Raw genomic sequence first — 26,114 nt, 5'->3', positions numbered from 1 at the left:
CCCGGACAACGGGCCCGGTTGTCGGCCCCCGCAAGTAGGGTGGATGCCATGGCCGACCCCTCCAGCTACCGCCCCAAGCCGGGACAGATCCCCGATTCCCCGGGGGTCTACCGGTTCCGCGACGAGCACCACCGGGTGATCTACGTCGGGAAGGCCAAGAGCCTGCGCCAGCGCCTGGCCAACTACTTCCAGGACCTCGCCGGACTCCACCCCCGCACCGCCACCATGGTGACGACCGCGGCCTCCGTCGAGTGGACCGTGGTCTCCACCGAGGTCGAGGCCCTCCAGCTCGAGTACTCCTGGATCAAGGAGTTCGACCCCCGGTTCAACGTCAAGTACCGGGACGACAAGAGCTATCCCTCGCTGGCCGTGACGCTCAACGAGGAGTACCCCCGGGTCCAGGTCATGCGCGGCCCCAAGAAGAAGGGCGTGCGCTACTTCGGACCGTACGCGCACGCCTGGGCCATCCGCGAGACCGTGGACCTGATGCTCCGGGTCTTCCCCGTACGCACCTGCTCCGCCGGGGTGTTCAAGCGCTCCGCCCAGATCGGCCGGCCCTGCCTGCTCGGCTACATCGGCAAGTGCTCGGCCCCCTGCGTCGGCCGGATCAGCCCCGAGGAGCACCGCGAACTCGCCGAGGACTTCTGCGAGTTCATGGCCGGCCGCACCGGTGCCCACCTCACCCGGCTGGAGCGGGAGATGCACGAGGCGGCCGAGGAGATGGAGTACGAGAAGGCCGCCCGGCTGCGCGACGACATGGGGGCCCTGCGCCGCGCCATGGAGAAGAACGCGGTGGTCTTCGCCGACGCCACCGACGCCGACATCATCGCCCTCGCCGAGGACGAGCTCGAAGCCGCCGTCCAGATCTTCCACGTCCGCGGCGGCCGGGTGCGCGGCCAGCGCGGCTGGGTCACCGACAAGGTCGAGGCCGTGGACACCGCCGGCCTCGTCGAGCACGCCATCCAGCAGCTGTACGGCGAGGAGCAGGGCGAGGGCGTCCCCAAGGAGGTCCTCGTGCCCGCGCTCCCCGAGGACCCGGCGGCCGTCGCCGAGTGGCTCGGGCAGCACCGCGGCTCCCAGGTCAGCCTGCGCGTCCCCCAGCGGGGGGACAAGAAGGACCTGATGGAGACGGTGCGGCGGAACGCGCAGCAGTCCCTCGCCCTCCACAAGACCAAGCGCGCCTCCGACCTCACCACCCGCTCCCGGGCCCTGGAGGAGATCGCCGAGGCCCTCGGCCTCGACAGCGCGCCCCTGCGGATCGAGTGCTTCGACATCTCCCACCTCCAGGGCGAGGACGTCGTCGCCTCCATGGTCGTCTTCGAGGACGGGCTGGCCCGCAAGGGCGAGTACCGGCGCTTCCAGGTCAAGGGCCGGGTCGGCGACACCCAGGTCTGGCACGGCGAGGGGCAGGACGACGTCCGCTCCATGCACGAGGTGGTCTCGCGCCGCTTCCGCCGCTACCTCCAGGAGAAGCTGAAGACGGGGGAGTGGACCGCGGAGGACGGCGCGGACGAGGACGCCGAGGGCACGCGCGGAAGCGACGACGGCCGCCCCCGCCGCTTCGCCTACCCGCCCCAGCTGGTCGTCGTCGACGGCGGCCGCCCGCAGGTCGCGGCCGCCCAGCGGGCCCTCGACGAGCTGGGCATCACCGACGTGGCGGTCTGCGGCCTCGCCAAGCGGCTGGAAGAGGTCTGGCTGCCCGGCGAGGAGGACCCCGTCGTGCTCCCCCGCACCAGCGAGGGCCTCTACCTCCTCCAGCGGGTCCGTGACGAGGCCCACAGGTTCGCCATCCAGTACCAGCGCAACAAGCGCGGCAAGCGCATCAAGGCCAGCCCCCTCGACGCCGTGCCGGGGCTGGGGGAGACCCGCAAGCAGGCCCTGGTCAAACACTTCGGTTCGGTGAAGCGGCTCCGGCAGGCGACAATCGACCAGATCTGCGAGGTGCCGGGGATAGGCCGCAAGACGGCCGAGACCGTTGCCGCGGCCCTCGCCCAGGCGGCCCCCGCGGCTCCTGCCGTCAACACGGCGACAGGAGAGATCATTGAGGACGAGGCCCCCGCGCCCGCGGGGAGCCCGACCGACCGGGGGAGCCAGCCATGACCGAGCAGGACCGAACAGCGCACGACCGAGACGGAGCACAGGTGAGTACGGGCACGAGCGTGGAGGCCGGCGAGGCCATCCCCGAACTGGTGATCATCTCCGGCATGTCCGGCGCCGGCCGCAGCACGGCCGCGAAGTGCCTGGAGGACCTCGGCTGGTTCGTCGTGGACAACCTCCCCCCGGCGCTGATCCCCACCATGGTGGAGCTGGGCGCCCGCTCCCAGGGCAACGTGGCGCGCATCGCCGTCGTCGTGGACGTGCGCGGCCGCCGCTTCTTCGACAACCTCCGCGAGTCCCTCGCCGACCTCGACACCCGCGGGGTCACCCGGCGCATCGTCTTCCTGGAGTCCTCCGACGAGGCGCTGGTGCGCCGCTTCGAGTCGGTCCGCCGGCCGCACCCCCTCCAGGGCGACGGCCGCATCGTCGACGGCATCGCCGCCGAGCGCGACCTGCTGCGCGAGCTGCGCGGGGACGCCGACCTGGTGATCGACACCTCCAGCCTGAACGTGCACGAGCTGCGCGCGAAGATGGACGCCCAGTTCGCGGGCGACGAGGAGCCCGAGCTGCGGGCCACCGTCATGTCCTTCGGCTACAAGTACGGCCTGCCCGTCGACGCCGACCTCGTCGTGGACTGCCGGTTCATCCCCAACCCGCACTGGGTCCCGGAGCTGCGCCCCTTCACCGGCCTCAACCAGGAGGTCTCGGACTACGTCTTCGACCAGCCCGGCTCCAAGGAGTTCCTGGACCGCTACACCGAGCTCCTCCAGCTGATCGCCGCGGGCTACCGCCGCGAGGGCAAGCGGTACGTGACCATCGCGGTCGGCTGCACCGGCGGCAAGCACCGCAGCGTGGCCATGTCCGAGAAGCTCGCCGCCCGCCTCGCCTCCGAGGGAGTCGAGACCGTCGTCGTACACCGGGACATGGGGCGCGAGTGACCGGCAGGAGCCTGCGGCTGCGCCGCCTGCGCCGGCTCGCCCCGGGGCGCGACGAGAGCGCGCCCCGGGCCGCCCGCCGGCGCGGCGCCCAGCCCAAGGTCGTCGCCCTCGGCGGCGGCATGGGCCTGTCGGCGTCCCTCGCCGCCCTGCGGCGGATCACCGGCGACCTGACCGCCGTGGTCACGGTCGCCGACGACGGCGGCTCCAGCGGCCGGCTCCGCGAGGAGCTGGGCGTGCTGCCCCCGGGCGACCTCCGCAAGGCGCTGGCCGCCCTGTGCGGGGACGACGACTGGGGGCAGACCTGGGCCCGGGTCATCCAGCACCGCTTCGCCAGCAAGGGCGAGATGCACGGCCACGCCGTGGGCAACCTGCTGATCGTGGCCCTCTGGGAGCAGCTCGGGGACCACGTCAGCGCCCTCGACCTGGTCGGCAGGCTGCTGGGCGCCCAGGGCCGGGTGCTGCCGATGTCGGCCGTCCCCCTGGAGCTCCAGGCGCTGGTGCGCGGGCACGACCCGGCCCGCCCGGACGACGTGGACACCGTCCGGGGGCAGGCCACGGTGGCCCTGACCCCCGGCGAGGTGCAGTCCGTCCACCTGGTGCCGCACGACCCGCCGGCCGTGCCGGAGGCCGTCGAGGCGGTGCTCGACGCCGACTGGGTGGTGCTCGGCCCGGGCTCCTGGTTCTCCTCGGTCATCCCCCACCTGCTGGTGCCCGAGCTGCTCGACGCGCTCGTCGAGACCAAGGCCCGTCGGGTGCTGTCGCTGAACCTGGCGCCCCAGCCCGGGGAAACCGACGGGTTCTCTCCGCAGCGTCATTTGGAGGTTTTGGCCCGACACGCCCCTAAACTCGCCCTGGACGTGGTGCTGGCCGACGAGGCCGCCGTGCCCGACCGCGAGTCCCTCGCCGACGCCGCCAAGCGGTTCGGTGCCGCGGTCGAGCTGGCGCCCGTGGCCAGGAAGGACGGCTCTCCGAAGCACGACCCGGAGCTGCTGGCCGCCGCGTACGACCGTATTTTTCGGATGCATGGAAGGATCGGCCCATGGCGATGACGGCAGCGGTGAAGGATGAGATCTCCCGGCTCCCCGTCACCCGGACCTGCTGCAGGAAGGCGGAGGTCTCGGCGATCCTGCGGTTTGCGGGCGGTCTGCACCTCGTGAGCGGCCGGATCGTGATCGAGGCGGAGCTGGACACCGGGATCGCCGCCCGCCGGCTCCGCAAGGACATCCTGGAGATCTTCGGCCATTCCTCGGACCTCGTCGTCATGGCCCCCGGCGGGCTGCGCCGCGGCAGCCGGTACGTGGTCCGCGTGGTGGCGGGCGGGGACCAGCTGGCCCGCCAGACGGGACTGGTGGACGGCCGCGGCCGCCCGATCCGCGGCCTGCCCCCGCAGGTCGTCTCCGGGGCCACCTGCGATGCCGAGGCGGCCTGGCGCGGCGCCTTCCTCGCCCACGGCTCGCTCACCGAGCCCGGCCGGTCCTCCTCGCTGGAGGTCACCTGCCCGGGACCCGAGGCAGCCCTCGCCCTGGTCGGCGCCGCCCGCCGGCTCTCCATCGCCGCCAAGGCCCGCGAGGTCCGCGGGGTGGACCGGGTCGTGGTCCGCGACGGCGACGCCATCGGGGCCCTGCTCACCCGCCTCGGCGCCCACGAGTCGGTGCTGGCCTGGGAGGAGCGGCGGATGCGCCGCGAGGTCCGCGCCACCGCCAACCGCCTCGCCAACTTCGACGACGCGAACCTGCGCCGCTCCGCCCGCGCGGCCGTGGCCGCCGGCGCGCGCGTGCAGCGGGCCCTGGAGATCCTCGGCGAGGAGGTGCCCGAGCACCTCGCCGCGGCGGGCCGGCTCCGCATGGAGCACAAGCAGGCCTCCCTGGAGGAGCTGGGCGCCCTGGCCGACCCGCCGCTCACCAAGGACGCCGTGGCCGGCCGGATCCGCCGGCTGCTCGCCATGGCCGACAAGCGGGCCCAGGACCTCGGCATCCCCGGCACCGAGTCGAACCTGACCGAGGAGATGGCCGACAACCTGGCCGGCTGACCGGAGCCCCGCCCGGTCCCGCCGCCCGCCACCCGCATCCGGAAGGGGTCTGCGCACGCCCGTGCAGGCCCCTTCCGGCGTGTTCCCGTCGTCTTCCGGCCGCCGTATTGACATGGTCATGTGGGGTCGTGAGCCTTACGACCATCCACGTTCGTGGCACACAACGCCCAGGGGGGCACATGAGGCACCGCGCGAGATCGATCCTCGCCGCCAGCGCACTCGTCCTCGGCACGATGGCCGCCGTACCGGTGGCCCAGGCCCAGCCCGGCGGTGGCCGCTCGGGCCCGGCCGCCGACGAAGTACGGGTCTACGACGCCGACATCACGCGGGATCAGGTCCCGCTCGTCCTCGCCGCCGGACAGGACGGGCACGAACTCGCCGAGCGCGCCCCCGCCAAGGGCACCGCCAGGGTCGAGCTCTTCCTCACCGGAGCCCAGGCCCGGGCGCTCGCCGCCCAGGGGGTCAGGCTGGCCGAGCGCAAGGTACCGGCCGCCGCCGAGGCCCGCGCCCGCGCGGCCGGGGACGGGGTCTTCCGCCCGTACGGCGGGGCCGGCGGCCTCAAGGAGGAGATCGTCCGCACCGCCCGGGCCAACCCCGGCCTGGCCAAGGTCGTCTCCATCGGCAAGACCGTCCGGGGCCAGGACATCCTCGCCCTCAAGGTCACCCGCAACGCCCGCACGACCAAGGACGGCTCCCGGCCGTCCGTGCTCTACATGTCCAACCAGCACGCCCGCGAGTGGATCACCCCGGAGATGACCCGGCGGCTGATGCACCACGTCCTCGACGGCTACGGCAAGGACCGGCGCATCACCCGGCTGGTCAACACCACCGAGATGTGGTTCCTGCTCTCCGCCAACCCGGACGGCTACGACTACACCCACGCCCCCGACGGCGAGCGGCTCTGGCGCAAGAACATGCGGGACAACGACGGGGACGGCCGGCACACCGCCTCCGACGGGGTCGACCTCAACCGCAACTTCGCCTACAAGTGGGGCTACGACAACGAGGGTTCCTCGCCCAGCCCGTTCAGCGAGACCTACCGCGGCAAGGGCCCCAACTCGGAGCCCGAGACCGTCGCCCTCGACCGCTTCGAGCGCCGCATCGGCTTCGAGTACGGGATCAACTACCACTCGGCCGCCGAGCTCATCCTCTACGGCGTGGGCTGGCAGGTCGCCACCCCCACCCCCGACGACGTGGTCTACAAGGCCCTCGCCGGCACCCCCGAGAAGCCCGCCGTCCCCGGCTACCACCCGCAGGTCTCCTCCGAGCTGTACACCACCAACGGCGAGGCCGACGGGCACGCGGCCAACGTCAACGGCGTCATGATGTTCACGCCGGAGATGACCACCTGCCAGACGGCCTCCGCGATCGACCCGAACGACGCCTGGAAGCCCGAGGACTGCCGGTCCGGCTTCAACTTCCCGGACGACGAGAAGCTCATCCAGGGCGAGTTCGCCAAGAACATCCCCTTCGCGCTGTCGGTCGCCGAGACCGCCGCGCACCCCGACCGGCCCTCCTCCTCGGTGGGCATGACCGCGGCCGAGTTCACGCCCGACGCGTTCACCGTCTCCCAGGCCCGCGGGGCCGCCCAGCCGGTCGCCGTCACCGCCCGCAAGGCGCTGCGCGACAAGAAGCTCAACTACCGCGTCAACGGCGGCCGTACGCACCGCAAGCCGCTCAAGGCCTGGCAGGGCGGCGAGGTCTACGGCGGGCTGGACAACCTCTGGTACGACCAGTACCGGGCCACCGTCGAGGGCGCCCGGCCGGGTGACAGGGTCGAGGTCTGGTACACCGGCCGGACCGCCGGCCGGACCGTCACGAGCAGCCGCTTCTCCTACACCGTGGCCGCCCGCCCGCGCGCGGACGTCCTCGTGGTCGCCGAGGAGGGCGCACCCGCCAAGCACGCCCGGGCCTACGTGGACGCCCTGCGCGCCAACGGCCGTACCGCCGTGGTCTGGGACGTGGCCGCGCAGGGCGCTCCGCACGCCCTCGGGGTGCTGTCCCACTTCCGCACCGTCGTCCACTACACGGGAGCCCAGGCCCCCGGCGGCGCCACTCAGCTCGCCCTGCGCGACTACCTGAACGAGGGCGGCAAGCTGATCGAGGCGGGCGAGCTCGCCGGCGGCCGGGCCCAGGTCGGCCCCGCGCTGACCGACGACTTCAGCCAGTACTGGCTGGGCGCCTTCGGCCGCGCCAACGCCCGCGGGGCCACCGGCTTCTCCGGGGCCGGCGCCCTCGCCGGGTCGCACGGCCCGGTCGGCGACGCCGAGGGGAACCCGCTCAACGCCCCCGGTGCGTACACGGTCACCTCCGACAGCCTCCCCGCCGCGCAGTTCCCGCAGTTCCGCAGCGCCCAGGCGGGCAGCTACGACGGAGTGGTCAACCCGTACGCCCCGCCGGCCGGCTCGTGGATGGCCGCGGCCACCCACGAGGACGACGCCTGGCGGCGGCTGGTCCGCACGGTCGACCTGACCGGGGTCACCGCCGCCGACCGGCCGCAGCTGAAGTTCGCGCTCAACTGGAACACCGAGCCGGGCTACGACCACGCGGTCCTGGAGGCCCACACCGCCGGGGCCGAGGACTGGACCACCCTGCCCGAGGCCTCCGGCCTCACCTCCCCGGCCGTGCCGGCGGAGTGCGAGGCGGGCTTCTTCCTGAACGGCCACCCCTTCCTGGGCCACTACCTGACCCTGGGCGCCGGCGGCTGCACCGCCACCGGCACCACCGGCGCGTGGCACAGCTTCACCGGATCTTCCAACGGCTGGAAGGAGGCCGGCTTCGACCTGAGCGCGTACGCGGGCAAGAAGGTCGAGGTCTCCCTCTCCTACGTCTCCGACCCGGGCACGGGCGGCCGCGGACTCTTCGCGGACCAGGCCAGGCTCGTCGTCGGCGGTGCCGAGCGCGAGAACGAGGGCTTCGAAACCTCCCTGGGGAGCTGGACCGCCCAGGGGGCACCTGCCGGAAGTCCGGAGGTTCCGGGACATTGGTCCCGCTCCGGCGAGCTGTTCAAGTCCTTCGCCTCGGTCACAACGCGTGACACGGTCCTCCTCGGCTTCGGGCTGGAGCACCTGCCCGCCGCCGCGGACCGCTCGGTGCTCATCGGAAAGGCGCTCCGCTCGCTCCGCCGCTGACTCTGCGTGACAGGGGCCGAAGTCCCGGGGGCCTGTGCCGAGGCACGTGGTGCAGGGCCCCGGGGCCGTCCTGGCACGCAGTCCGGTGAGTGTCAGGCAGCGCTCGATGTCACTCAACGCCTCACGGAGAGGTAGGGTCGTAAGCGGTCGGGGACATCCCATACAGCTCGCCGGCGGACAGGCCGGCGCACATACGAGGAGATCGGTTCGTGACGATCCGCGTAGGTATCAACGGTTTCGGCCGTATCGGGCGCAACTACTTCCGGGCGATCCTGGAGCAGGGGGCGGACATCGAGGTCGTGGGTGTCAACGACCTGACGGACAACGCCACCCTGGTCCACCTTCTCAAGTACGACAGCATCCTCGGCCGTCTGAAGCAGGACGTCAGCCACACCGACGACACGATCACCGTCGGCGGCAACACCTTCAAGACGTTCGCCGAGCGCGACCCCGCCAACCTCCCCTGGGGGGAGCTGGGTGCCGACATCGTCATCGAGTCCACCGGCATCTTCACGAAGAAGGCCGACGCGGCCAAGCACATCGCCGCGGGCGCGAAGAAGGTCCTCATCTCGGCTCCGGCCAAGGACGAGGACATCACCATCGTGATGGGCGTCAACCAGGACAAGTACGACGCGGCCAGCCACCACGTCATCTCCAACGCCTCCTGCACCACCAACTGCGTGGCGCCGATGGCCAAGGTCCTCGACGAGAACTTCGGCATCGTCAAGGGCATGATGACGACGGTCCACGCGTACACGAACGACCAGCGCATCCTGGACTTCCCGCACTCGGACCTGCGCCGCGCCCGCGCCGCCGCCGAGAACATCATCCCGACCTCCACCGGTGCCGCCAAGGCCACCGCGCTGGTGCTCCCGCAGCTCAAGGGCAAGCTGGACGGCATCGCCATGCGCGTCCCGGTCCCGACCGGCTCGGTCACCGACCTCGTCCTGGAGCTCGACCGCGAGGTCACCAAGGACGAGATCAACGCAGCTTTCCAGAAGGCCGCAGAGGGCCAGCTCAAGGGCATCCTCGACTACACCGAGGACGCGATCGTCTCTTCCGACATCGTGAACTGGCCGGCCTCCTGCACCTTCGACTCCTCCCTGACCATGGTTCAGGGCAAGCAGGTCAAGGTTGTCGGCTGGTACGACAACGAGTGGGGCTACTCCAACCGCCTCGTCGACCTCACCGTCTTCGTCGGCGGCCGGCTCTAGTCAGCAGGGCAGGCACCACGATGTAAGCGAAGGGCTCGGGCGGCGCAACGGTGCGCCGCACGGGCCCTGTTGCTTGCCACTCACCAGTCGCCCACCGGGTGAAGGTCAACAAAGGAGTCAGAACAGCACAATGAAGACGATCGACGAACTTCTCGCCGAAGGCGTCGCGGGGAAGCGTGTCTTCGTCCGCGCCGACCTCAACGTGCCGCTCGCCGACGGCAAGATCACGGACGACGGCCGCATCCGCGCCGTCCAGCCGACCATCGCGAAGCTGGCCGAGGCCGGTGCCCGCGTGATCGTCGCCTCCCACCTCGGCCGCCCGAAGGGCGCGCCGGACCCGGCCTTCTCGCTCGCCCCGGCCGCCCTGCGCCTCGGTGAACTCCTGGGCCGGGACGTCGCGTTCGCGACCGACACCATCGGCGCCTCCGCCAAGGAGACCGTCGCCGCCCTCGCCGACGGCGGGGTCGCGGTCATCGAGAACCTGCGCTTCAACGCCGGCGAGACCTCGAAGGACGACGCCGAGCGCGGCGCCTTCGCGGACCAGCTGGCCGAGCTCGCCGACCTCTACGTCGGCGACGGCTTCGGTGCCGTGCACCGCAAGCACGCCTCGGTCTTCGACCTCCCGGCGCGCCTGCCGCACGCGGCCGGCTACCTCATCGCCACCGAGGTCGGCGTCCTGAAGAAGCTCACGGACGAGGTGCAGCGGCCGTACGTGGTCGTCCTCGGCGGCGCCAAGGTCTCCGACAAGCTCGCCGTCATCGACGAGCTGCTCGGCAAGGCCGACCGGATCCTGATCGGCGGCGGCATGGCGTACACCTTCCTCAAGGCCAAGGGCCACGAGGTCGGCATCTCCCTGCTCCAGGAAGACCAGATCCCGGCCGTCCTGGAGTACATGGAGCGCGCCGAGAAGACCGGCGTCGAGCTGGTCCTCCCGGTGGACGTCCTGGTCTCCACGGACTTCCCCGACCTCAAGGGCAAGACCCCGGCCGTCTTCGAGACCGTCGACGCGGACAAGATCCCCGCCGACAAGGAGGGCCTGGACATCGGCCCGAAGACGCGCGAGCTCTACGCGTCCAAGATCGCCGACGCCGCCACCGTCTTCTGGAACGGCCCGGTCGGCGTCTTCGAGCACCCCGACTACGCCGGCGGCACCACCGCCGTCGCCCAGGCCCTGCTCGACAGCAGCGCCTTCACCGTGGTCGGCGGCGGCGACTCCGCCGCGGCCGTGCGCACCCTCGGCTTCGACGAGAACGCGTTCGGACACATCTCCACCGGCGGCGGCGCGAGCCTCGAGTACCTCGAGGGCAAGACGCTCCCCGGCATCGCAGCACTGGAAGGCTGAACCGTGAGTGACCGTACCCCGCTGATGGCGGGCAACTGGAAGATGAACCTCAACCACCTCGAGGCCATCGCGCACGTCCAGAAGCTCGCCTTCGCCCTCGCCGACAAGGACTACGACGCGACCGAGGTCGCGGTCCTGCCGCCCTTCACCGACCTCCGCTCGGTCCAGACCCTGGTCGACGGCGACAAGCTGAAGATCAAGTACGGCGCCCAGGACATCTCGGCGCACGACGCCGGCGCCTACACCGGCGAGATCTCCGGCCTGATGCTGTCCAAGCTGAAGTGCACGTACGTGGCCATCGGCCACAGCGAGCGCCGCCAGTACCACGGCGAGACCGACGAGCTGTGCAACGCCAAGGTCAAGGCCGCCTTCAAGCACGGGATCACCCCGATCCTGTGCGTGGGGGAGGGCCTCGACGTCCGCAAGGCGGGCAACCAGGTCGCGCACACCCTCGCGCAGGTCGACGGCGGCCTCAAGGACGTCCCGGCAGAGCAGGTCGAGTCCATCGTGATCGCGTACGAGCCGGTGTGGGCCATCGGCACCGGCGAGGTCGCCACCCCCGAGGACGCCCAGGAGGTCTGCGGGGCCATCCGAGGCCGCCTGGCCGAGCTGTACTCCCAGGAGCTGGCCGACAAGGTCCGCATCCAGTACGGCGGCTCCGTGAAGGCGAACAACATCGCCGCGATCATGGCGCAGCCCGACGTGGACGGCGCCCTCGTCGGCGGCGCGGCCCTGGACGCGGACGAGTTCGTCAAGATCGTCCGCTTCCGCGACCAGTGAGAGTTGCAGTGAGTAGGCGGTAGGACGGATCCGTCGTACCCTTGCGGGGGCCGGTGGCTGATGCAGCCCGCCGGTCCCCGCTTCGATTCCAGGAAAGTCCCGGAAATCCCGGAAAGCCCAGGAAAGTAGGATCCAGCCGTGATTATGGGGTTCTCGATCGCCCTGATCGTCTTCAGCCTGCTGCTGATGCTGCTGGTGCTGATGCACAAGGGCAAGGGCGGCGGTCTCTCGGACATGTTCGGCGGCGGCATGCAGTCGTCCGTGGGCGGCTCCTCCGTCGCGGAGCGCAACCTCGACCGCATGACCGTCGTGATCGGTCTGCTGTGGTTCGCGTGCATCGTCGCGCTCGGCCTGCTGATGAAGCTGGACAGCTGACCGTTCTCCGGTACGGCCGGGCCCGCCCGGCCTAGAATGGCGCTCGGGCGCCACGCGTTGGGTCTTACGTAGACTTGGGCGCCCGCGACGGAGGAATTCCACTCTCGCTTCGCGGCACCATCACGCAGGGAGTTACGACCGTGGCAAGTGGCAACGCGATCCGTGGCAGTCGGGTCGGAGCGGGGCCGATGGGCGAGGCGGAGCGCGGCGAGTCCGCGCCGCGTCTGCGCATCTCCTTCTGGTGCTCCAACGGGCACGAGACCCAGCCGAGCTTCGCCAGCGACGCGCAGGTCCCGGACACCTGGGACTGCCCGCGCTGCGGGTTCCCGGCCGGACAGGACCGGGACAACCCCCCTGCGCCCCCGCGCACCGAGCCGTACAAGACCCACCTCGCCTACGTCCGGGAGCGGCGCACCGACGCCGACGGAGAGGCGATTCTGGCCGAGGCCCTCGCCAAGCTCCGCGGCGAGATCTGAGCCGGCACATGCGACCAAGGGCCCGGCCCGCAGGGACTTCTCCTGCGGGCCGGGCCCCTTTGTGTGCAGCGTGCCGCTCCTGATCCTTTAGGTTGGAGCACGGCGGGGCACAACAGGACGGGAAGAAGTGTGATGTCCGAGATGAATGCAGGCGGCAGCCGTACGAGGCTCAACCGGACCCCCGAGTGGGCGGCCCTGGCCAAGCACCGCGAGCAACTGGGCGGGACGCACCTGCGGGAGCTGTTCGCGGCCGATCCGGCCCGCGGCTCCTCGTACACGCTCCAGGTCGGCGATCTGCACATCGACTACTCCAAGCACCTGGTGACCGACGAGACGCTCGCGCTGCTGCGGGACCTGGCGGCGGCCACGGGCGTGGCGGAGCTCCGCGAGGCCATGTTCCGCGGAGAGAAGATCAACACCACCGAGGACCGCGCGGTGCTGCACACCGCGCTGCGGGCCCCGGCGGACGCCCGGATCGAGGTGGACGGCACCGACGTGGTGCCCGAGGTGCACGCGGTCCTCGACAAGATGGCCGCCTTCGCCGACCGGGTGCGCTCGGGGGAGTGGACCGGCCACACCGGGCGCCGGATCCGCACCGTCGTCAACATCGGCATCGGCGGCTCCGACCTCGGTCCGGCGATGGCCTACGAGGCCCTGCGCTCCTTCACGGACCGCGACCTGACGGTCCGTTTCGTGTCCAACGTGGACGGCGCCGACCTGCACGAGGCGCTCCGGGACCTGGACCCCGCCGAGACGCTGTTCGTCATCGCCTCGAAGACCTTCACCACCATCGAGACCATCACCAACGCCACTTCGGCGCGCGGCTGGCTGCTGGAGGGGCTCGGCGGGGACACCGCGGCGGTCGCCAAGCACTTCGTGGCCCTGTCCACGAACGCCGAGAAGGTCGCCGAGTTCGGCATCGACACGGCCAACATGTTCGAGTTCTGGGACTGGGTCGGTGGCCGCTACTCGTACGACTCCGCCATCGGCCTGTCCCTCATGACCGCGATCGGCCCGGACCGCTTCCGCGAGATGCTCGCCGGGTTCCGCCTGGTCGACGAGCACTTCCGCACCGCCCCCGCGGAGGCCAACGCCCCGCTGCTGCTGGGCCTGCTGGGGATCTGGTACGGAGCCTTCTTCGACGCCCAGTCCCACGCGGTGCTGCCGTACAGCCACTACCTCTCGAAGTTCACCGCGTACCTCCAGCAGCTGGACATGGAGTCCAACGGCAAGTCCGTGGACCGGGACGGCAATCCGGTGGACTGGCAGACCGGGCCCGTCGTCTGGGGCACCCCGGGCACCAACGGGCAGCACGCGTACTACCAGTTGATCCACCAGGGCACGAAGACGATCCCGGCGGACTTCATCGGGTTCGCGCGGCCGGTGGAAGGGCTCTCGCCGGCCCTGGCGGCCCAGCACGACCTGCTGATGGCCAACTTCTTCGCCCAGACGCAGGCGCTGGCCTTCGGCAAGACCCCGGAGGAGGTGCGGGCGGAGGGCGTGCCGGAGGAGCTCGTCCCGCACAAGACCTTCCGCGGCAACCACCCCACGACGACCGTGCTCGCCTCGGAGCTCACGCCGTCGGTGCTGGGGCAGCTGATCGCGCTCTACGAGCACAAGGTGTTCGTGCAGGGGGCGGTCTGGAACATCGACTCCTTCGACCAGTGGGGGGTCGAGCTGGGCAAGGTCCTGGCCAAGCGGGTGGAGCCGGCGCTGACCCAGGGCACGTCGGTGCCCGGCCTCGACCCGTCCAGCGTGGCGCTGGTTGCGAAGTACCGGGAGCTGCGCGGCCGAGCGTGACCCCGCGGGGGCGGGGCTCGGTTCCGCCCCGCCGGGGATGCCGAAGGGCCCCGCTCTCGGAGGAGAGCGGGGCCCTTCGGCGCACGGAGACGGCGTTACGCCGAAGCCGGCGGATACAGCTGGGGCGGCAGCTTGGCGGCAGCCGCCCGGTCCAGCAGCCACAGCGTCCGGTTCTGCCCGTACGCCCCCGCCGCCGGCGCCGCGTACTCCCCGGCTCCGCCGAGCGCGATCGCGACCGCGCCCGCCTTGTCCTCGCCGGCCGCGAGCAGCCACACCTCGCGGGCCGCCCGGATCGCCGGGAGGGTCAGCGAGATGCGCGTGGGCGGCGGCTTCGGTGCGCCGTGCACGCCGATGACGGTGAGCTCGGTCTCCCGCACCCCCGGGTGCTCCGGGAACAGCGAGGCCACGTGCGTGTCCGGGCCCACGCCCAGCATCAGCACGTCGAACCGCGGCACCGGGCCGTGGTCCTCGGGCCCGGCGGCGGCCGCCAGCTCGTCCGCGTAGGCGGCCGCGGCCGCGTCCACGTCCGCCCCGTACGGGCCGTCCAGCGCGGGCATCACGTGCACCCGGGCCGGATCGACCGGCACCGCGTCCAGCAGGGCGGCGCGGGCCTGGGTGTGGTTGCGCTCGGGGTCGTCCGCGGCGAGGTACCGCTCGTCCCCCCACCACAGGTCCAGCCGGGACCAGTCCACGGCGTCCCGGGCGGGTGCCGCGGCGAGGGCCGCGAGCAGCCCGTTGCCGTTGCGCCCGCCGGTGAGCACGACCGAGGCCGAGCCGCGTGCGGCCTGGGCGTCCACGATCTTCGTGATCAGCCGGGCCGCGGCGGCCTGCGCCATCAGGTCCTTGTCGCGGTGGACGACGACCTGGGGAGTCGTCATGCTCACTTGGCGACCGCCTTCTTGGACGCGGGCTTGGCCGGCTTCCGGGCCGGGGCGGCGGCGGGAGCCGCAGCCGACCCGTCCGTACCGGAGTCCGCCTCGGCCGCTGCCGGAGCCTCGGGCTCGGTCCCGGCAGCGGCCCCGGCCGAAGCCGAAGCCGAAGCCGAAGCCGGAGCCGAAGCCGAAGCCGGAGCCGGAGCCGAAGCCGGAGCGGGAGCCGGCTCGGTCGACCTGGCCTGCGCGGCCAGCCGCTCCACGCCGAACTTCACCGAGGCCTCGTACGTGTTGTCCGGGTCCAGCCGGCGCAGCTCCTCCGCGAGCAGCTCCGCCGTGTCCCGGCGCTTGAGCGCCACCGCACGGTCCGGCTGCCCCGGCATGCTCAGGTTGGCCAGCGAACCGTCCGCACGGTCCAGCACGATCGCCCCGTCCGCCGACTCCAGGCGCACCGCGGTCAGGCCCGGCCCCTGGGACCGGGTCCGGCGCACGGGCACCTGCAGGCGGTCCGCCAGCCACATGGCCAGCAGCTCGCAGCTCGGGTTCTCGTCCTCGCCCTCGACGAGCGCCGAGGTGACCTGCACGGCCTGCTGGTCCAGCGCCGCGGCGAGCATCGAACGCCACGGGGTGATCCGGGTCCAGGACAGGTCCGTGTCCCCGGGCGCGTACGCGGCCGCCCGCGCGGAGAGCGCCCCGATGGGGTCCTCGGCCGCGTAGGTGTCCGTGATGCGCCGCTGCGCCAGCGCGCCCAGCGGGTCGCCCGCGAGGTCCGAGGGCGAGCCCTCCGGCCACCAGACCACCACGGGCGCGTCCGGCAGCAGGAGCGGCAGGACGACGGACTGGGCGTGGTTGACCAGCTCGCCGTGCAGCCGCAGGACAACCGTTTCGCCAGTGCCGGCGTCGGCGCCGACCCGCACCTCCGCGTCGAGGCGCGCGTCCCGCCGGCTGCGCGGGGTGCGGCTCACCCGCTTGATCACGACGATGATCCGCGAGGGGTGCTCGTGGGAGGCGTCGTTCGCCGACTTGAGCGCGTCGTACGCGTTCTCCTCGTCGGTGACGATCACCAGCGTGAGCACCATGCCGATCGCCGGAGTGCCGATGTCCCGGCGGGCCTGCACCAGGGCACTGTTGATCTTGCTGGAGGTGGTCTCCGTGAGGTCGATCTTCATGGCCGGCGCCAGCTCCGTCCGTCTCGTGCGAGCATCTCGTCCGCCTCGACCGGTCCCCAGGTGCCCGCCGGGTACTGCGCGGGCTTGCCGTGCTCGTCCCAGTACCGCTCGATCGGGTCGAGGATGTTCCAGCTGAGCTCGACCTCCTGGTGGCGCGGGAAGAGGTTCGCGTCGCCGAGGAGCACGTCGAGGATGAGCCGCTCGTAGGCCTCCGGGCTGGACTCCGTGAAGGACTCGCCGTACGCGAAGTCCATCGTCACGTCGCGCACCTCCATGGAGGTGCCCGGGACCTTGGAACCGAAGCGGACCGTGACGCCCTCGTCCGGCTGCACGCGGATGACCAGGGCGTTCTGCCCGAGCTCCTCGGTGGCGCCGGATTCGAAGGGCAGGTACGGGGCCCGCTTGAAGACGACCGCGATCTCGGTGACGCGGCGGCCCAGCCGCTTGCCGGTGCGCAGGTAGAACGGGACGCCCGCCCAGCGGCGGTTGTTGATCTCCAGGCGGATGGCGGCGTAGGTGTCGGTCTTCGAGTCCGGGTCGATGCCGTCCTCTTCGAGGTAGCCGACGACCTTCTCGCCGCCCTGCCACGCGGCCGAGTACTGGCCGCGCACCGTGTGCTTGCCCAAGTCCTCGGGGAGCTCGACGGCCGTGAGGACCTTGAGCTTCTCCGCCACGAGCGCCTTCGGGTGGAAGGAGCCGGGCTCCTCCATCGCGGTCAGGGCGAGCAGCTGGAGCAGGTGGTTCTGGATGACGTCGCGGGCCGCGCCGATGCCGTCGTAGTAGCCGGCCCGGCCGCCGATGCCGATGTCCTCGGCCATCGTGATCTGCACGTGGTCCACGTAGGACCGGTTCCAGATCGGCTCGAACATCGTGTTGGCGAAGCGGAGCGCCAGGATGTTCTGGACGGTCTCCTTGCCCAGGTAGTGGTCGATGCGGAAGACCTCGTCCCGGGGGAACACCTCGTGGACGATCTTGTTGAGCTCCTGGGCGCTCTCCAGGTCGTGCCCGAAGGGCTTCTCGATGACGGCGCGGCGCCAGGAGCCCTCCTTCTCGGCCAGCCCGTGCTTCTTGAGCTGCTGGACGACCTGGGGGAAGAACTTCGGCGGCACGGACAGGTAGAAGGCGAAGTTGCCGCCCGTTCCCTGCTGCTTGTCGAGCTCCTCGATCGTGGCCTTGAGCGTCTCGAACGCGGTGTCGTCGTCGAAGTCGCCCTGGACGAACCGGCAGCCCTGGACCAGCTGCTGCCAGACCTCCTCCCGGAACGGCGTACGGGAGTGCTGCTTGACCGCCTCGTACACCTCCTGGGCGAAGTCCTCGTGCTCCCATTCGCGGCGGGCGAAGCCGATGAGGGAGAAGCCCGGCGGAAGCAGACCCCGGTTCGCGAGGTCGTACACGGCGGGCATCAGCTTCTTGCGCGAGAGGTCGCCCGTAACGCCGAAAATGACCAGGCCGGACGGCCCCGCGATCCGCGGGAGCCGCCGGTCCTGTGCGTCACGAAGCGGGTTCGCTCCGTTTACAGACAAGGTGTTCAGGCCTCCGTGGGGGCGAGCCGCGACAGCTCCGCCTCGGTCGACTTCAGCAGGTCGTTCCAGGACGCCTCGAACTTCTCGACGCCCTCGTCCTCGAGCAGCTGAACGACATCGTCGTACGAGATGCCCAGCTTCGCGACCGCGTCCAGCTCGGCGCGGGACTGCTCGTAGGTGCCGCGCACGGTGTCACCGGTGACCTCGCCGTGGTCGGCGGTGGCCTCCAGGGTGCCCTCGGGCATGGTGTTGACGGTGCCGGGGGCGACCAGGTCCACCACGTACAGGGTGTCCTTGTACGCCGGGTCCTTGACGCCGGTCGAGGCCCACAGCGGACGCTGCTTGTTGGCCTGGGCGCGGTCCAGGGCGGCCCAGCGCTCGCTGCCGAAGACCTCCTCGTAGGCCTCGTAGGCCAGACGGGCGTTGGCGAGGGCCGCCTTGCCCTTGAGGGCCTTGGCCTCGTCGGTGCCGATGGCGTCGAGCCGCTTGTCGATCTCGGAGTCCACGCGGGACACGAAGAAGGAGGCGACCGAGTGGATCTTCGAGAGGTCCAGGCCGGCGGCCTTCGCCTTCTCCAGGCCCGCCAGGTAGGCGTCCATGACCTCGCGGTAGCGCTCCAGCGAGAAGATCAGCGTCACGTTGACGCTGATGCCCTTGCCGATGACCTCGGTGATCGCCGGCAGGCCGGCCTTGGTCGCCGGGATCTTGATGAGCGTGTTGGGGCGGTCCACCAGCCAGGCCAGCTGCTTGGCCTCGGCGATGGTCGCGGCGGTGTCGTGGGCCAGACGGGGGTCCACCTCGATGGAGACCCGGCCGTCCTGGCCGTCCGTCGCGTCGAACACCGGACGCAGGATGTCGGCGGCGTCGCGGACGTCCGCCGTCGTGATCATCCGGATGGCCTCGTCCACGGTGACCTTGCGGGCCGCCAGGTCGGCGAGCTGCTGGCCGTAGCCCTCGCCGCCGCTGATCGCCTTCTGGAAGATCGCCGGGTTGGTGGTCACGCCCACCACGTGCTGCTGGTCGATCAGCTCGGCGAGGTTGCCCGAGGTGATCCGCTTGCGGGACAGGTCGTCCAGCCAGATCGCCACGCCCTCGTCGGAGAGGCGCTTGAGTGCGTCTGTCATGAGAATTGCATCTCCTACTTGTTCTGGTACCGGAGTCAGCCTGCGGCGGCGGCCAGCGATTCCTTGGCGGCGGCGGTCACGGCCTCGGCGGTGAAGCCGAACTCCCGGAACAGCACCTTCGCGTCGGCCGAGGCACCGAAGTGCTCCAGCGAGACGATCCGGCCCGCGTCGCCCACGTAACGGTGCCAGGTCAGGCCGATGCCCGCCTCCACCGCCACCCGGGCCTTGACCGAAGGCGGCAGCACGCTGTCCTTGTACGCCTGGTCCTGCTCCTCGAACCACTCGACGGACGGCATCGAGACCACGCGGGCCGGGACGCCCTCGGCCTGCAGCGCCTCGCGCGCGGCCACCGCGAGCTGGACCTCGGAGCCGGTGCCGATGAGCACGACCTGCGCCGGGCCGCCCTCGGCCTCGAACAGCACGTAGCCGCCCTTGGCCGCGTCCTCGTTGCGCTCGTACGTCGGCACGCCCTGGCGGGTGAGGGCCAGGCCGTGCGGGGCGCCCTTGCCGAACACCTTCGTGTGGCGGCGCAGGATCTCGCGCCAGGCGATCGCGGTCTCGTTCGCGTCGGCCGGGCGGACCAGGTTCAGGCCCGGGATGGCGCGCAGCGAGGCCAGGTGCTCGACCGGCTGGTGGGTCGGGCCGTCCTCGCCGAGGCCGATGGAGTCGTGCGTCCACACGTAGGTCACCGGCAGGTGCATCAGGGCGGACAGGCGCACGGCGTTGCGCATGTAGTCGGAGAACACCAGGAAGGTGCCGCCGTAGATGCGGGTGTGGCCGTGCAGGGCGATGCCGTTCATGGCCGCGGCCATGGCGTGCTCGCGGATGCCGTAGTGGATGGTGCGGCCGTACGGGTCGGCCTCCGGCAGCGGGTTGCCCACCGGCAGGAACGAGCTGTTCTTGTCGATGGTGGTGTTGTTGGAGCCGGCCAGGTCGGCCGAGCCGCCCCACAGCTCCGGGATGACCGCGCCGAGGGCGGCGAGCACCTTGCCGGAGGCGGCGCGGGTGGCCACGCCGGTGCCGGTCTCGAAGACGGGGAGCTTGTCCTCCCAGCCCTCGGGCAGCTCGTTGGCCTGGATGCGGTCGAACGCGGCGGCGCGCTCGGGGTTGGCGGTGCGCCAGGCGGAGAAGTCCTTCTCCCACTCGGCCTTCGCCTCGCGGCCGCGGTCCAGGGCCTTGCGGGTGTGGGCGATGACCTCGTCGGAGACCTCGAAGGTCTGCTCCGGGTCGAAGCCGAGGACGCGCTTGGTGGCCGCGACCTCGTCGTCGCCGAGGGCGGAGCCGTGGGAGGCCTCGGTGCCCTGCGCGTGCGGGGCGGGCCACGCGATGATCGAGCGCATCGCGATGAAGGACGGGCGCTCGGTCTCGGCCTTGGCCGCGGCCAGGGCCTCGTACAGGGCCTTCGGGTCCAGGTCGCCGTTGGGCTGCTGGGCGACGCGCTGGACGTGCCAGCCGTACGCCTCGTAGCGCGCGAGGGTGTCCTCGGAGACGGCGGTCTCGGTGTCGCCCTCGATGGAGATGTGGTTGTCGTCCCACAGGAGCACGAGGTTGCCGAGCTTCTGGTGGCCGGCCAGGGAGGAGGCCTCGGCCGAGATGCCCTCCTGGAGGCAGCCGTCACCGGCGATCGCGTAGACCATGTGGTCGAACGGGGAGGTGCCCGGGGCCGCCTCGGGGTCGAACAGGCCGCGCTCGTAGCGGGCCGCCATCGCCATGCCCACCGCGTTGGCCACGCCCTGGCCCAGCGGGCCGGTGGTGGTCTCGACGCCGGCGGTGTGGCCGTACTCCGGGTGGCCGGGAGTCTTCGAGCCCCAGGTGCGGAACGCCTTCAGGTCGTCCAGCTCCAGCCCGAAGCCAGCCAGGTAGAGCTGGGTGTAGAGCGTGAGGGACGAGTGGCCCGCGGAGAGCACGAAACGGTCACGGCCGACCCACTCGGGGTCGGCCGGGTCGTGCCGCATCACCTTCTGGAAGAGGGTGTACGCGGCGGGGGCCAGGCTCATGGCCGTACCGGGGTGGCCGTTTCCGACCTTCTGGACCGCGTCCGCGGCCAGGATGCGCGCGGTGTCGACGGCCCGCTGGTCCAGTTCGGTCCACTCGAGCTCTGTGGTGGTCGGCTTGCTGCTCACCGTGGGTCAGGGCTCCTCTCCAGATGTCTGAGGCCGGTGACGAGCGGTACACCGGCGCGTTTCCGAGCCTACCCTCGCCGCGGCGTGCAGCTATTCGAGTGCCGGGCCGCGCGGCGTCCGGATATCGGTGACGCGGTTACGGCGCTCGGCCCAACACGACCCGACCCCCGCGCAGGGCGGTGTCAGGGCAACGTCTACAGTGGCGTGGTACGCGCAAGTCTTTACGGGGCATTCACGCCCGAAAGCTTGCTGGGAGTCTCTGTCAGGGGTGTGCGTGACGGCCGTCGAATCCCGTCCAGCGGGGGTGCTCGGGACGAGCCCCGGTCACCGTCCGTTCGGGGCCAGGATCATGGCTTTCGTGGCTTTGACCAAGCCGCGGATCATCGAACTTCTGCTGATCACCACAGTGCCGGTGATGTTCCTGGCCGAGCAGGGAGTGCCCTCGCTGTGGCTGGTGCTGGCCACCTGCTTCGGCGGCTACCTGTCCGCGGGCGGCGCCAACGCGCTCAACATGTACATCGACCGCGACATCGACGCGCTGATGGACCGCACCTCCCAGCGGCCGCTGGTCACCGGCATGGTGAGCCCGCGCGAGGCGCTGGTGTTCGGCATCACGCTCGGCGTGGTCTCGACGCTGTGGTTCGGACTGCTCGTCAACTGGCTGTCCGCCGGACTCGCCCTCGGAGCGCTCCTCTTCTACGTCGTCGTCTACACGATGCTGCTGAAGCGGCGCACCGCCCAGAACATCGTCTGGGGCGGCATCGCCGGCTGCATGCCGGTGCTCATCGGCTGGTCCTCGGTCAAGAACGAGGTCTCCTGGGCCGCCGTCATCCTCTTCCTCGTCATCTTCTTCTGGACCCCGCCGCACTACTGGCCGCTGTCCATGAAGGTGAAGGAGGACTACGCGCGGGTGGGCGTGCCGATGCTCCCCGTCGTGGCGGGCAACAAGGCCGTGGCCCGGCAGATCGTCCTCTACAGCTGGGTGATGGTGGCCGTGTCGCTGCTGCTCACCCCCCTGGGCTACACCGGCTGGTTCTACACCGCGGTCGCGCTGGTGTCGGGCGGCTGGTGGCTGTGGGAGGCGCACGCCCTGCAGGCGCGGGCCAAGGCCGGGGTCACCGGTGCGAAGCTCAAGGAGATGCGCCTCTTCCACTGGTCGATCACCTACGTGTCGCTGCTCTTCGTGGCGGTGGCCGTGGATCCCTTCCTCCGTTGATTACTCGCCGGTAGCATGCCGCTATGAGTTCTACGGTCGACACCAAGCAGGAGCGCACCGCGGCCAAGCTGGCCAAGCAGATCGGTGCGTTCGCCAAGCAGCACGGCGGCGCCGAGGGGCAGCTCGCGTACATCGGACAGATGGGCACCCGGATCGTCCTCGTCGGCGAGGACGGCGGCTGGGGCGACCTGGTCGCCCCCACCTACGCGGTGGCGCAGCAGGCCGCCGAGAAGGCCGGGCTCACCCTCCACGAGGAGTTCGACGGGGACTTCGCCGCCAAGGTGAAGACCGGCCCGTACGAGTGGAAGCGGATGGCCGGCATCCAGCTCGGCGGCGACAAGTAGGGACCGCCCGGCCCGCAGGGGCGGCGGGGGGCACGGCTCGGGCAACAGCACGAGCAACACCTGCCACCCGGCTCACCCGTTAGGACGTGTGGAAGCACGTCCTCCCCGGACCCCGTCCGGGGGGACCCCCACGTCCACAGCGGGAACCCGGATGATCGACACGCCGTCCCTGGTGGACCAGTACTGCCACGGGGTGCTCCGCACGGAGCTGGGCCTCGCCACCTTCGAGGCCCACCTGGCCCGGGCCGCCGGCCCGGCCGCCCCGGGCACCACCTTCTTCGACACCCAGACCGGCTTCGCCGTCCGGCGCTGGTGCCCGCCCCTGCTCGGCCTGGAGCCGCACTGCACCCCCGCGCGCTACCTGGCCCGGCGCCGGGAGCTCGGCGTGCTGGAATCGGGCCGCCGGCTGCTGCGCGGCTCCGGGATCTCCACCTACCTCGTGGACACCGGCCTGCCCGGAGACCTGACCGCCCCCCGGGAGCTGGCCGCGGCCGCCGGCGCCGAGGCCCACGAGATCGTCCGCCTCGAACAGCTCGCGGAACAGGTCGCGGACACCTCCGGCACCGCCGGCTCCTTCCTCGACAACCTCGACGGGGCCGTGCACACCGCCGCACGCACGGCCGTCGCCTTCACCTCGGTCACCGCCGCCGACGGGGCCCTCGCCTTCGCCCCCGCCCCGCCCGGCCCCGCCGAGGTCCGCGCGGCGGCCGGCCGCTGGCTGGCCCACCGCCCCAAGGGCGGCCCGGTCCGCGACCCGGTCCTGCTCAGGCACCTGCTGTGGAGCGCCGTGGCCGCGGGCCGCCCCCTCCAGCTGCACGCCGGGGCCGGGGACCCGCACCGGCGGCTCGACCGTACGGACCCCACCCTGCTCACCGACTTCGCGCGCGCCACCGCGGGCACCGGCACCGACCTGGTGCTGCTGCACGGCTATCCGTACCACCGGCAGGCCGCCCACCTCGCCGGGGCCTTCCCGCACGTCTACGCCGACCTCGGGCCCGCCCTCGCACACACCGGGGCCCGGGCCGCCGAGGTGCTCGCAGAACTCCTGGAGCTCGCCCCGTTCGGCAAGCTGCTGTTCTCCAGCGGCGGCCGGGCGCTGCCCGAACTGCACGTGGTGGGGGCCCGGGTGTTCCGCGAGGCGCTGGCCCGGGTGCTGGGCGGCTGGGTGGCCGACGGGGCCTGGTCCCACCGGGACGCCGAACGCGTGGCCGCGATGATCGCCGCGGGCAACGCCCGGCGCGTCTACGGGCTGCACGGCTGAGCCCGCCCCCGGCGGGGCCGGGAGCGGGCTCGCAGCACGCGACGGGCGGTCAGACCCGGCTGAGCTCGGGGTCCCCCTGGGCCGGGATGCCGGCGGTGGCCACCGGGCGCTCCCGCAGGCTCAGCGCCACGCGGAGCACGGCGATCCACACCAGGCAGGAGCCGAGCATGTGCGCCGAGACCAGCGCCTCCGGCAGCTTCGTGAAGAACTGCACGTAGCCGATGCCGCCCTGGGCCACCAGCACGACCAGCAGGTCGCGGGCCCGGGCCCGGGTGTCGTCCGGGGCGTCCACCACCCGCAGCACCAGCCACATCGCCACCGCCAGCGCACACACCAGCCAGGCGGCGATTGCGTGCACGTGCGCGACGCCCTCCCAGTCGAACGGCATCCGCGGGACCTCGCTGCTGTCGCCCGCGTGCGGACCCGAACCCGTCACCACCGTGCCGGCGGCGATGAGCACGAACGTGGCCGCCAGCAGCGCCCAGGACAGCTTGCGCACCGGGCGCGGCACCCGCGGGCGCGGCTCGGCGTCCCCTTCGAGGGTGCGCTGCCAGGTGAGCGTGGTGACCGTGATCAGCGAAGTGGCCAGCAGGAAGTGGCCCGCCACGCTGTACGGGTTGAGCCCCGTCCACACGGTGATGCCGCCGAGCACGGCGTTGCCCATCACGATGAAGAACTGCGCCCAGCCCAGCCGGGTCAGCTGACGCCGCCACGGCTTCGACGCGCGCGCCGCGAGGATCGTCCAGCCGACCGCCGCGCACAGCACGTACGTCAGCATCCGGTTGCCGAACTCGATGGCCCCGTGGAAGCCCTGGGCGGGGGTCGCGAACAGGCTGTCGTCCGTGCACTTGGGCCAGGTGTCACAGCCCAGACCGGATCCGGTCAGCCGCACCGCGCCACCCGTGACGACGATGACCACGCTCATGACGACGGCGGCCATGGCGGCACGGCGGAGCGTCCGGGGTGTGGGCGTCCAGCGGTGCGCGAGGTATGCGAAGGGGTTCAACACGGGCCCTATCGTAGGCCGCCACTTGTGCAAACTTTCACGAGGGGGTGGGCTCGGCCCCGGTCCCGGGGGCGTACATCAGCCGGAAGCGGGAACCCGCCGGATCCCCCTCCTCGTGCCACCAGACGTGGATGCGCCAGTGCGCGGCCGGCCCCGGATGCGCCGGCGAAGCGGTGAACTCCCGTACCAGCTCGGCCCCCACGTCCTGCGCGGTCCGGTCCGTCACCTCCGCGGCGCTGTGCCAGGGATGCCCCTGTACGGCCCACAGCCCGCCGGGTCCGCGGACCTCCACCCGCCACACCGCCCGCCACGGGCGGGTGCGCAGGAAGCCGGCAACCGTGTCCGCATCGAGATGCAGCCGGGCCGCGATCTCCTCCGCCGCGGCCCCCTGGATGCGCGCCGCCACCGCCGCCTGCGGCAGCAGCCGCGGGGGCAGCAGCCCGTCCGCGCGCAGCCGGGCGAGGCTGTCGAAGGACAGGTAGCGCAGCCGCAGCTCCAGCTGCCGGTCCAGATGGGCGAGGGCCTCCTCGGCCTCCTCGGCCGCGTCGAGGGCGTCCTGCGCCTCCTCGGAGTCCGCCGGCTCCCCGCCACCCCCCGGACCCCCGGGCCGCGCGGCGAGCAGCGCGCGGAAGTCGTTCTCGGCGGCCACCGCCCAGGCCACCGCGTCGTGGGCGAGACCCAGTTCGGCGAGCCGGTCGGCCAGGAACACCTTCGCCTGGGCCAGCCCGCGCCGGTTGACGGGATCGGAGCCGTCCAGCCCGAGCCACACGGCGACCGCGGCGCGGGTCTGGTCCCGGGCGCGCTCGCCGGCCGCCCGCTCCATGGGGTCCGGCCCCTCCTCCCCGCTGGGACCCAGCGGGTGGCGCGGCAGCCGCCGCTCGTCGCTCAGCGGCCAGGCCAGCCACACCCCGTGGTTGATCAGCCCGCGGGCGTACCAGCGGGCGTACTCGGGGGCGTGCGGCGCGGCCTGCCGGGCATGGGCCAAGGCCTCCTCCATGGCGGCCAGCGCCCCGGCCCGGTCCCCGGCGGCGAAGCGGCGCGCGGCCAGGTCGCCCAGCCGCAGCCCCAGGCGCGCGGCGCACTCCGGATCCGGCCCGGCGCCCTGCCCGGCCGCCCGGCGCAGCGCCGTGATCAGCTCGTCCAGCAGCTGCGCCTGCTCGGCCGGCTCGGCGTACGCCTCACCCGACCTGATCCGCGCCCACTGCTCGTCCAGCCGCAGCGCGGTCTCCCGCTGCGCCATGGCTCCCCCTCGTCCCGCTGGTCCGGTGGCCGCCCCGGGCCGGTGCGGCGCCCC

General features: G+C 72.0%; 21 protein-coding genes. 14 read left to right on the top strand and 7 right to left on the bottom strand.

Annotated features, from left to right (window positions below; translation table 11 throughout):
* The first annotated feature begins 48 nt into the window (after positions 1 to 48).
* From uvrC to pgi, 11 genes are all read left to right on the top strand, one after another.
* Positions 49 to 2,100: an excinuclease ABC subunit UvrC gene (uvrC, locus tag ACZ407_RS19970; protein WP_468129929.1), complete on the top strand. Its 2,052-nt coding sequence runs from the start codon at positions 49 to 51 to the stop codon at positions 2,098 to 2,100.
* Complete coding sequence (rapZ, locus tag ACZ407_RS19965) at positions 2,097 to 3,035, top strand: RNase adapter RapZ (protein WP_468129927.1); 939 nt, start codon at positions 2,097 to 2,099, stop codon at positions 3,033 to 3,035. Before uvrC ends, rapZ begins: the two co-directional genes overlap by 4 nt.
* Complete coding sequence (locus ACZ407_RS19960) at positions 3,032 to 4,084, top strand: gluconeogenesis factor YvcK family protein (protein ID WP_468129925.1); 1,053 nt, start codon at positions 3,032 to 3,034, stop codon at positions 4,082 to 4,084. Before rapZ ends, ACZ407_RS19960 begins: the two co-directional genes overlap by 4 nt.
* Complete coding sequence (gene whiA / locus ACZ407_RS19955) at positions 4,075 to 5,064, top strand: DNA-binding protein WhiA (RefSeq protein ID WP_226734956.1); 990 nt, start codon at positions 4,075 to 4,077, stop codon at positions 5,062 to 5,064. The genes ACZ407_RS19960 and whiA overlap by 10 nt, the downstream gene beginning before the upstream one ends.
* Positions 5,065 to 5,243: 179 nt before the next feature.
* Positions 5,244 to 8,195, top strand: a complete 2,952-nt coding sequence (locus ACZ407_RS19950) for a M14 family metallopeptidase (RefSeq protein WP_468129923.1) — start codon at positions 5,244 to 5,246, stop codon at positions 8,193 to 8,195.
* Positions 8,196 to 8,404: 209 nt separating this feature from the next.
* Positions 8,405 to 9,409: a type I glyceraldehyde-3-phosphate dehydrogenase gene (gap, locus tag ACZ407_RS19945; RefSeq protein ID WP_468129921.1), complete on the top strand. Its 1,005-nt coding sequence runs from the start codon at positions 8,405 to 8,407 to the stop codon at positions 9,407 to 9,409.
* A gap of 130 nt (positions 9,410 to 9,539) precedes the next feature.
* Positions 9,540 to 10,751, top strand: a complete 1,212-nt coding sequence (locus tag ACZ407_RS19940) for a phosphoglycerate kinase (RefSeq protein ID WP_468129919.1) — start codon at positions 9,540 to 9,542, stop codon at positions 10,749 to 10,751.
* 3 nt (positions 10,752 to 10,754) lie between these two features.
* Complete coding sequence (gene tpiA / locus ACZ407_RS19935; RefSeq protein ID WP_468129917.1) at positions 10,755 to 11,531, top strand: triose-phosphate isomerase; 777 nt, start codon at positions 10,755 to 10,757, stop codon at positions 11,529 to 11,531.
* 144 nt (positions 11,532 to 11,675) lie between these two features.
* Positions 11,676 to 11,906, top strand: a complete 231-nt coding sequence (secG, locus tag ACZ407_RS19930; RefSeq protein ID WP_468130064.1) for a preprotein translocase subunit SecG — start codon at positions 11,676 to 11,678, stop codon at positions 11,904 to 11,906.
* Between the two features lie 140 nt (positions 11,907 to 12,046).
* Positions 12,047 to 12,382, top strand: a complete 336-nt coding sequence (locus ACZ407_RS19925; protein WP_007263454.1) for an RNA polymerase-binding protein RbpA — start codon at positions 12,047 to 12,049, stop codon at positions 12,380 to 12,382.
* 141 nt (positions 12,383 to 12,523) lie between these two features.
* Positions 12,524 to 14,182 carry a glucose-6-phosphate isomerase gene (gene pgi, locus ACZ407_RS19920; RefSeq protein WP_468130062.1) on the top strand — a complete coding sequence of 553 codons (1,659 nt, stop codon included), beginning with the start codon at positions 12,524 to 12,526 and terminating at the stop codon, positions 14,180 to 14,182.
* Between the two features lie 95 nt (positions 14,183 to 14,277).
* Here pgi and pgl read toward each other — a convergent pair whose 3' ends face one another.
* Genes pgl through tkt form a run of 5 tightly spaced genes read right to left on the bottom strand, consistent with a single transcriptional unit; the run spans position 14,278 to position 20,993 of the window.
* A complete protein-coding gene (pgl, locus tag ACZ407_RS19915) occupies positions 14,278 to 15,060 on the bottom strand; it encodes a 6-phosphogluconolactonase (protein ID WP_468130060.1) in 783 nt (260 codons plus the stop codon).
* Positions 15,061 to 15,062: 2 nt separating this feature from the next.
* Entirely contained in the window at positions 15,063 to 16,223 is a 1,161-nt protein-coding gene (opcA, locus tag ACZ407_RS19910; RefSeq protein WP_468129915.1) for a glucose-6-phosphate dehydrogenase assembly protein OpcA, read from the bottom strand.
* Positions 16,220 to 17,746, bottom strand: coding sequence for a glucose-6-phosphate dehydrogenase (zwf, locus tag ACZ407_RS19905; RefSeq protein WP_468129913.1), 1,527 nt, complete (start codon positions 17,744 to 17,746; stop codon positions 16,220 to 16,222). Before zwf ends, opcA begins: the two co-directional genes overlap by 4 nt.
* A gap of 5 nt (positions 17,747 to 17,751) precedes the next feature.
* Positions 17,752 to 18,870 (bottom strand): transaldolase, encoded by a 1,119-nt coding sequence (gene tal / locus ACZ407_RS19900; RefSeq protein WP_468129911.1) that lies wholly within the window; start codon positions 18,868 to 18,870, stop codon positions 17,752 to 17,754.
* 35 nt (positions 18,871 to 18,905) lie between these two features.
* Positions 18,906 to 20,993, bottom strand: a complete 2,088-nt coding sequence (gene tkt, locus ACZ407_RS19895) for a transketolase (protein ID WP_468129909.1) — start codon at positions 20,991 to 20,993, stop codon at positions 18,906 to 18,908.
* Positions 20,994 to 21,267: 274 nt separating this feature from the next.
* Here tkt and ACZ407_RS19890 point away from each other — a divergent pair, with 274 nt between their 5' ends.
* The 3 genes from ACZ407_RS19890 to ACZ407_RS19880 all read left to right on the top strand — a co-directional run bounded on the left by ACZ407_RS19890 (position 21,268) and on the right by ACZ407_RS19880 (position 23,814).
* Positions 21,268 to 22,209 (top strand): heme o synthase, encoded by a 942-nt coding sequence (locus ACZ407_RS19890; RefSeq protein ID WP_468129907.1) that lies wholly within the window; start codon positions 21,268 to 21,270, stop codon positions 22,207 to 22,209.
* A gap of 23 nt (positions 22,210 to 22,232) precedes the next feature.
* A complete protein-coding gene (locus ACZ407_RS19885; protein ID WP_468129905.1) occupies positions 22,233 to 22,553 on the top strand; it encodes a hypothetical protein in 321 nt (106 codons plus the stop codon).
* A gap of 151 nt (positions 22,554 to 22,704) precedes the next feature.
* Complete coding sequence (locus tag ACZ407_RS19880) at positions 22,705 to 23,814, top strand: amidohydrolase family protein (protein ID WP_468129903.1); 1,110 nt, start codon at positions 22,705 to 22,707, stop codon at positions 23,812 to 23,814.
* Positions 23,815 to 23,863: 49 nt separating this feature from the next.
* On the opposite strand, the gene ACZ407_RS19875 is transcribed toward ACZ407_RS19880, so the two are convergent.
* Positions 23,864 to 24,823 carry a COX15/CtaA family protein gene (locus ACZ407_RS19875; protein ID WP_468129901.1) on the bottom strand — a complete coding sequence of 320 codons (960 nt, stop codon included), beginning with the start codon at positions 24,821 to 24,823 and terminating at the stop codon, positions 23,864 to 23,866.
* A gap of 34 nt (positions 24,824 to 24,857) precedes the next feature.
* Positions 24,858 to 26,060 carry a hypothetical protein gene (locus ACZ407_RS19870; protein WP_468129899.1) on the bottom strand — a complete coding sequence of 401 codons (1,203 nt, stop codon included), beginning with the start codon at positions 26,058 to 26,060 and terminating at the stop codon, positions 24,858 to 24,860.
* Positions 26,061 to 26,114 lie beyond the last annotated feature (54 nt).

This window comes from Streptomyces sp. NPDC030809 (assembly GCF_055572195.1).
The sequence above is the reverse complement of the archived record's forward strand: the minus strand, read 5'-3'. Positions and strand labels throughout refer to the sequence as shown.

What these genes read in the sequence shown, in the direction of transcription:
- pgi (WP_468130062.1), top strand. Translation starts at nt 12,524, where the DNA reads ATGAATGCAGGCGGCAGCCGTACGAGGCTCAACCGGACCCCCGAGTGG.
- ACZ407_RS19870 (WP_468129899.1), bottom strand. Translation starts at nt 26,060, where the DNA reads ATGGCGCAGCGGGAGACCGCGCTGCGGCTGGACGAGCAGTGGGCGCGG.
- ACZ407_RS19940 (WP_468129919.1), top strand. Translation starts at nt 9,540, where the DNA reads ATGAAGACGATCGACGAACTTCTCGCCGAAGGCGTCGCGGGGAAGCGT.
- ACZ407_RS19880 (WP_468129903.1), top strand. Translation starts at nt 22,705, where the DNA reads ATGATCGACACGCCGTCCCTGGTGGACCAGTACTGCCACGGGGTGCTC.
- ACZ407_RS19950 (WP_468129923.1), top strand. Translation starts at nt 5,244, where the DNA reads ATGAGGCACCGCGCGAGATCGATCCTCGCCGCCAGCGCACTCGTCCTC.
- rapZ (WP_468129927.1), top strand. Translation starts at nt 2,097, where the DNA reads ATGACCGAGCAGGACCGAACAGCGCACGACCGAGACGGAGCACAGGTG.
- whiA (WP_226734956.1), top strand. Translation starts at nt 4,075, where the DNA reads ATGGCGATGACGGCAGCGGTGAAGGATGAGATCTCCCGGCTCCCCGTC.
- secG (WP_468130064.1), top strand. Translation starts at nt 11,676, where the DNA reads ATGGGGTTCTCGATCGCCCTGATCGTCTTCAGCCTGCTGCTGATGCTG.
- uvrC (WP_468129929.1), top strand. Translation starts at nt 49, where the DNA reads ATGGCCGACCCCTCCAGCTACCGCCCCAAGCCGGGACAGATCCCCGAT.
- ACZ407_RS19885 (WP_468129905.1), top strand. Translation starts at nt 22,233, where the DNA reads ATGAGTTCTACGGTCGACACCAAGCAGGAGCGCACCGCGGCCAAGCTG.
- tal (WP_468129911.1), bottom strand. Translation starts at nt 18,870, where the DNA reads ATGACAGACGCACTCAAGCGCCTCTCCGACGAGGGCGTGGCGATCTGG.
- pgl (WP_468130060.1), bottom strand. Translation starts at nt 15,060, where the DNA reads ATGACGACTCCCCAGGTCGTCGTCCACCGCGACAAGGACCTGATGGCG.
- opcA (WP_468129915.1), bottom strand. Translation starts at nt 16,223, where the DNA reads ATGAAGATCGACCTCACGGAGACCACCTCCAGCAAGATCAACAGTGCC.